Origin of the sequence: Agromyces sp. NPDC056965, from assembly GCF_042673425.1 — a bacterium.
In the GTDB taxonomy this organism is placed as follows: Bacteria; Actinomycetota; Actinomycetes; order Actinomycetales; family Microbacteriaceae; genus Agromyces.
This window is the reverse complement of the sequence record NZ_JBHURI010000134.1, coordinates 1-6,380: the sequence shown is the minus strand read 5'-3', so window position 1 is coordinate 6,380 and position 6,380 is coordinate 1. Positions and strand designations below refer to the sequence as shown.

5 protein-coding genes are annotated in these 6,380 nt (G+C 70.5%); 4 read left to right on the top strand and 1 reads right to left on the bottom strand.

The annotated features are described in order from the left end of the window. Positions 1 to 112 precede the first annotated feature (112 nt). From valS to ACFTQE_RS19640, 3 genes are read left to right on the top strand one after another with little or no spacing between them, the layout of a single operon-like run. On the top strand, positions 113 to 2,695 hold the full coding sequence (gene valS, locus ACFTQE_RS19650) for a valine--tRNA ligase (protein WP_376926650.1): 2,583 nt from the start codon (positions 113 to 115) through the stop codon (positions 2,693 to 2,695). An 8-nt stretch (positions 2,696 to 2,703) separates the two neighbouring features. Continuing rightward, entirely contained in the window at positions 2,704 to 3,150 is a 447-nt protein-coding gene (locus tag ACFTQE_RS19645) for a GNAT family N-acetyltransferase (protein WP_376926649.1), read from the top strand. After that, positions 3,150 to 3,374 carry a hypothetical protein gene (locus ACFTQE_RS19640; protein WP_376926648.1) on the top strand — a complete coding sequence of 75 codons (225 nt, stop codon included), beginning with the start codon at positions 3,150 to 3,152 and terminating at the stop codon, positions 3,372 to 3,374. Before ACFTQE_RS19645 ends, ACFTQE_RS19640 begins: the two co-directional genes overlap by 1 nt. Before the next feature lie 48 nt (positions 3,375 to 3,422). Here the strand turns inward: ACFTQE_RS19640 and ACFTQE_RS19635 are convergent, their stop codons facing one another. After that, on the bottom strand, positions 3,423 to 4,250 hold the full coding sequence (locus tag ACFTQE_RS19635; protein ID WP_376926647.1) for a methyltransferase domain-containing protein: 828 nt from the start codon (positions 4,248 to 4,250) through the stop codon (positions 3,423 to 3,425). A gap of 53 nt (positions 4,251 to 4,303) precedes the next feature. Between ACFTQE_RS19635 and ACFTQE_RS19630 the strand changes: the two genes are divergently transcribed. Further along, entirely contained in the window at positions 4,304 to 6,349 is a 2,046-nt protein-coding gene (locus ACFTQE_RS19630; protein WP_376926646.1) for a M3 family metallopeptidase, read from the top strand. Positions 6,350 to 6,380: the final 31 nt, after the last annotated feature.

Here is a 6,380-nt window from a genome sequence, read left to right as displayed (position 1 = left end):
CGCTCGACGGGCGGGTGCCGCGGCGTTCGTGCTCGCCTCCGGTAGGCTGGATCGTCGCACATTCAGGCACCTCACCACCGACACGGTGCCGCCGATATCGAACCGGAGCATCATGACCGACACCGCGCGCATTCCCGACAAGCCCGCTCTCGAAGGCCTCGAATCGGTTTGGGGAGGCGCCTGGGAGCGCGAGGGCACCTACCGGTTCGACCGGAAGTCGGCGACGCGCGAGTGCATCTACTCGATCGACACCCCGCCGCCGACCGCCTCCGGTTCGCTGCACATCGGCCACGTCTTCTCGTACACGCACACCGACGTCGTCGCCCGATTCCAGCGCATGCGCGGCAAGAGCGTCTTCTACCCGATGGGCTGGGACGACAACGGCCTGCCCACCGAGCGCCGGGTGCAGAACTACTACGGCGTGCGCTGCGACCCGACCCTCGCCTACATCGACGGCTTCGTGCCGCCGTTCGAGGGCGGCGACGGCAAGTCGACGAAGGCCGCCGACCAGGTGCCGATCAGTCGCCGCAACTTCATCGAGCTGTGCGAGCGGCTGACCGTCGAAGACGAGCAGCAGTTCGAGGCGCTCTGGCGCCAGCTCGGCCTCTCGGTCGACTGGACCCAGACGTACCGCACGATCGGCGACGAGTCGCTCTTCGCCTCGCAGCTCGCCTTCGTACGCAACGTCGAGCGGGGCGAGGCATACCAGGCGCTCGCGCCGACCCTCTGGGACGTCACCTTCCGCACCGCGGTCGCGCAGGCCGAACTCGAGGACCGCGAGCAGCCGGGCCACTACCACCGCGTCTCGTTCCACCGCCCCGACGGCGGCATCATCGAGATCGAGACGAGCCGGCCCGAGCTCATCCCCGCGTGCGTCGCCCTCGTCGCGCACCCCGACGACGAGCGCTACCAGCCGCTCTTCGGCACGACCGTCACGTCGCCCGTGTTCGGCGTCGAGGTGCCCGTCGTCGCCCACCACCTCGCCCAGAAGGACAAGGGCACCGGCATCGCCATGATCTGCACGTTCGGCGACATCACCGACGTCGTGTGGTGGCGCGAGCTCGACCTGCCGAACCGCGCGATCATCGGCTTCGACGGCCGCGTCATCGCCGAGGCCCCCGAGGCCATCACCTCCGAGGCCGGCAAGGCCGCGTTCGCCGAGCTGGCGGGCAAGACCACCTTCTCGGCGAAGCAGGCCGTGGTGCAGCAGCTCCGCGACTCGGGCGACCTCCTCGCCGACCCGAAGTCGATCACGCACCCGGTCAAGTTCTTCGAGAAGGGCGACAAGCCGCTCGAGATCGTCTCGACGCGCCAGTGGTACATCCGCAACGGCGCTCGTGACGAGGCCCTGCGCGAGCGACTGCTCTCGCACGGCCGTGAGATCGACTGGCACCCCGACTTCATGCGCGTGCGGTACGAGAACTGGGTCGGCGGGCTCTCCGGCGACTGGCTCGTCTCGCGCCAGCGCTTCTTCGGCGTGCCGATCCCCGTCTGGTACCCGCTCGACGCGGCCGGCGACCCGAAGTTCGACGAGCCGATCGTCGCGACGCGCGAGATGCTGCCGGTCGACCCGTCCTCCGCGGCGGCACCCGGCTTCGAGGAGTCGCAGCGCGGCGAAGCCGGTGGCTTCATCGGCGAGCACGACGTCATGGACACCTGGGCGACCTCGTCGCTGACCCCGCAGCTCGCGGGCGGCTGGGAGCGCGACCCCGAGCTCTTCGACCTCGTATTCCCGTACTCGCTGCGCCCGCAGGGTCAGGACATCATCCGCACCTGGCTCTTCTCGACCACGCTCCGCGCCGAGCTCGAGCACGGCGTCGCGCCGTGGGCGAACGCCTCGATCTCGGGCTTCATCGTCGACCCCGACCGCAAGAAGATGTCGAAGTCGAAGGGCAACGTCGTGACGCCGGCCGGCCTCCTCGACCAGCACGGCTCCGACGCGGTGCGCTATTGGGCGGCATCCTCGCGCCTCGGCACCGACGCGGCCTTCGACCCGCAGAACCCGACGCAGGTCAAGATCGGCCGTCGCCTCGCCATCAAGGTGCTGAACGCGGCGAAGTTCATCCTCGGCTTCGACGGCCGAGCGGATGCCCCGGTGACCGTGCCGGTCGACCGCAGCATGCTCGCCGAGCTCACCGGTGTCGTCGAGCGCGCCACCCGTTCGCTCGAGGCCTACGACCACGCGCGTGCGCTGGAGCTCGCCGAGACGTTCTTCTGGACGTTCTGCGACGACTACCTCGAGCTCGTGAAGGAGCGCGCCTACGGCGAGCCGAGCCCCGAGCAGGCCTCCGCCGTGGCGGCGCTGAAGACCGCGCTCGACGTGCTGCTCCGACTCTTCGCTCCCGTCATCCCGTTCGCGACCGAAGAGGCGTGGCGCTGGTCGCACGACGGTTCGGTGCACGTGGCCTCGTGGCCGAACGTCGACGAGCTCGCCGCCCGCGGCGACGCCGGCGTCGAGCTCCTCGAGCTCGCGGGCCTCGCGCTGACGGGCATCCGACGGGCCAAGACCGATGCGAAGGCGTCGCAGAAGACGCCCGTCGCGAGTGCCGTGATCGCTGCGCCCGCCGCGACGATCGCGCTGCTGGAATCGGTCGCATCAGATCTGCGTGCGGTGGGGCGCATCGCCGAGCTCGGTTTCGTCGAAGCCGAGTCGTTCGAAGTCCGCGACGTCGTCTTCGAGGCGCCGTCGGAATAGGGGGAACCATGAACTACGAGATCCGATCGGCCGGTGACGACGACTTCTTCGGATGGCTGCCGCTGTTCGAGGCGTACTGCCGCTTCTACGAGACCGAACTCGACGACGCCAAGGCGCTCATCGTCTGGAACTGGATCCGTGACGAGGCCGAGCCGCTGCAGGCCGCACTCGCCGTCGACGACGAAGGGCGCCCGGTGGGGCTCGCCCACTACCGGGCCGTGCCGAACTCGCTGACGGCGACTCGGGGCATGTACCTCGACGATCTCTACGTCGACGAGAGCGCGCGCGGGTCTGGCATCGGGCGATCGCTCATCGAGTTCGTGCACGCGCGCGCGGCCGAGATCGGCCATGGCGGCGTGAGCTGGATCACTGCGGCCGACAATGCGCCGGCGCAGCAGGTGTACGACCAGATCGCGAAGCGCACCAGCTGGGTCACCTACGAGATGGACGCCTGATGCGCCTCGGCACCCGCTGGGCGTTCGGCGCGGTGCCGCCGGCATCCGTGCCGGCCGAGCTGCGCGAGCGGATCGCCGCCGCCGAGGCGGCGTTCGCGGGCGACGGCGCGAACCGCCATTGGACCCTGACGTGGCTCGAGGGGCGACCGATCGCCGAGCTCGACGACGGCACGGTCGTGCGCGACACGATCGTCGACGCGCACGACGCCGACGAGGACTGGTAGCAGCGAGCTCGCTGAGCACACCAGCTCAGCACGCGCCCAGCGCGTGCCCTAGGCCCGCGCGACGATCTCGCTGTGCGGCATGAGCAGCCATCCGTCCTCGTCGGCCGCCCATGCCCGCCAGGCATCTGCGACGCGCCGCAGCTCGTCGGGGTTCGAGTGCCCCGACTCGATCGCGTGCGCTGCGAACTGCGACTCGGTGGCGCGCTCGGCCCAGGCGCCGCCCCACCATTCGCGTTCGAGCGCGGTGGAGAAGACCCACACGGTGCCGGTCGCGGCGATCTCGGTGAACCCGGCTTCGCGCGCCCAGCTCTTCAGGTGGCGCCCGGCATCGGCCTCGCCGCCGTTCCACTCGTGCACGGCTCGATAGAGCTCGAGCCACCGCGCGAGGCCGGGCGATGCGGGGTTCCAGATCACGCCCCCGTAGTCGACGTCGCGCGCGGCGACGACTCCCCCGGGCTTGGTGACACGGCGGAACTCGCGGAGCGCCTCGACCGGTCGTCCGAGGTGCTGCAGCACCTGGTGGGCGTGCACGACGTCGAAGGTGTCGTCGTCGAAGTCGAGCGCGTACGCGTCGCCCACGGCGAACTCGACGTTCGCCACCCCCTCGCTCTCGGCGAGCCCGGCCGCCGCGGCCACGACGTCGGCCGAGGCATCGACGCCGACGACGCTTCCGGGTCGCACCCGGCGGGCCAGGTCGATCGTGATGGTGCCGGGTCCGCTCCCCACGTCGAGCACGCGCATCCCTTCGCGCAGATGCGGCAGGAGGTAGGCGGCGGAGTTCTCCACCGTGCGCCAGGAATGCGTGCGCAGCACGCTCGCGTGGTGGCCGTGCGTGTACGCATCGCGGAGGACCTGTTCGGGGCGATCGGTGCTCATGTTCCGAGCCTAAGCTCATGCTCGCTCGCGTGACAGCGAACTACGGTGGATGGATGACCGAGCACTCCAATCCGTTCCTCGAGCCGAGCCCGCTGCCCTACCGGCTTCCGCTCTTCGCCCTCATCCGACCCGAGCACTATCGGGAGGCGATCACCGAGGGGATGCGGGAACAGCGGCAGGCGGTCGAGGCGATCGCCACGGATGCCGCTGCGCCGACGTTCGACAACACGGTCGTCGCCCTCGAACGCTCGGGAGGCCTGCTCCGCCGCGTGCTCCCCGTCTTCGAGAACGCGAGCTCGGCCGACAGCGACGCCGCGATCGACGCCGTGGAGGTCGAGTTCGCACCGCTGCTCTCGGCCCATCGCGACGCGATCAGGCTCGATCCGCGGCTCTACGCACGACTCTCCGAGCTGCAGGCCGCGCGGAACGAGCTCGGCCTCGATGCGGAGTCGCTCGAGCTGCTCGACACGTACCACCGCACCGCGACGCTCGCCGGCGCCGCACTCGACGAGACGCAGCGCAGCGCCCTCACGGCACTGAACACCCGCATCTCCGAACTCACGACGGCGTTCCAGCAGCATCTGCTCGCCGATGCCAACGATCTCGCGCTGCACCTGACCGACCCCGACGACCTCGCGGGCCTCGACGACGGACGACGTTCGGCTGCGCGAGAGGCCGCGATCGCGCGCGGTCTCGACGGCTGGCTCATCACGCTCGTGCTGCCGACCGGCCAGCCGACGCTCGCATCGCTCGAGCGCGACGCCGTGCGTGATCGCCTGCTCGCCGCATCACGGGCTCGCGGATGCCGCGGCGGTGCCCACGACACCCGCTCGACGCTGCTCGAGCTCGTGCGACTCCGCGCCGAGCGAGCGACGCTCCTCGGTTTCGACAGTCACGCCGCCGCCGTCACGGTCGATGAGACGGCGGGCACGCCCGAGTCCGTCGCCGAGCTGCTCGACCGGCTCGCGCCCGCCGCCGCGGCGAACGCCCGGCGCGAAGCGCTCGCCCTTGCGGGGCAGGCGGCGTCGAGCGGACGGCGGCCGGTCGAGGCTTCCGACTGGGCGTTCCTCAGCGAGGCGGTGCGACGGGAGCGCTACGCGGTCGACCTCGACGAGATGCGCCCGTACCTGGAGTTCGATCGAGTCCTCACTCGGGGCGTCTTCCGCGCGGCACAGCTGCTCTACGGGCTCACGTTCACCGAACGCACCGACCTCGTCGGATACCACCCCGAGACGCGCGTGTTCGAGGTGTTCGAGGAGGACGGCACGCCCGTGGGGCTCTACCTGCTCGACCTCTACACCCGGGACTCGAAGCGCGGTGGCGCGTGGATGAGCTCGCTCGTCGAGCAGTCGGCGCTCGAGGGCACGCTCCCGGTCGTCGTCAACAACATGAACGTCGCCCGCCCGGCTGCGGGCGAGCCGACCCTGCTCACGCTCGACGAGACTGAGACGCTCTTCCACGAGTTCGGCCATGCACTGCACGGCCTGCTCTCCGATGTCGTGCACCCGTCGATGTCGGGTACGAACGTGTACCGCGACTTCGTCGAGCTGCCGAGCCAGGTCAACGAGCTCTGGGTCCTGCGACCCGAGGTGCTGGGCGAGTACGCCGTGCACCACGAGACGGGCGAGCGGATGCCGGGGCAGCTCGTCGACCGCCTGCTGGCGTCGCGCACGTTCAATGAGGGCTTCTCGACCACCGAATACCTCGCGGCGGCCGTGCTCGACCAGGCATGGCACCGACTCTCGCCCGCCGAAGCCGAGGCCGTCAGCGACGTCGCGGACTTCGAGCACCGGGCCCTCGCCGCGGCCGGACTCGACGACCCGCTCGTGCCGCCGCGCTATTCGAGCACCTACTTTGCGCACGTCTTCGCTGGCGGGTACGACGCCGGGTACTACTCGTACATCTGGAGCGAGGTGCCGGGCGCCGACATCATGGCGTGGTTCGAGGCCAACGGCGGCGCCACCCGCGCGAACGGCGATCGCTATCGCGCGGAGATCCTCGCTCCGGGCGGTTCGCGCGATCCGCGGGAGTCGATCCGGCGGCTGCTCGGGCGCGAGCCCGACATCGCGGCACTCCTCGAGCGTCGCGGCCTCAGCTGAGACGACGGATGCCCCGTGCAGCGTGCTGCAC

Coding starts and splice junctions, on each gene's coding strand:
- ACFTQE_RS19630 (WP_376926646.1), top strand. CDS start 4,304: ATGACCGAGCACTCCAATCCGTTCCTCGAGCCGAGCCCGCTGCCCTAC.
- ACFTQE_RS19635 (WP_376926647.1), bottom strand. CDS start 4,250: ATGAGCACCGATCGCCCCGAACAGGTCCTCCGCGATGCGTACACGCAC.
- valS (WP_376926650.1), top strand. CDS start 113: ATGACCGACACCGCGCGCATTCCCGACAAGCCCGCTCTCGAAGGCCTC.
- ACFTQE_RS19640 (WP_376926648.1), top strand. CDS start 3,150: ATGCGCCTCGGCACCCGCTGGGCGTTCGGCGCGGTGCCGCCGGCATCC.
- ACFTQE_RS19645 (WP_376926649.1), top strand. CDS start 2,704: ATGAACTACGAGATCCGATCGGCCGGTGACGACGACTTCTTCGGATGG.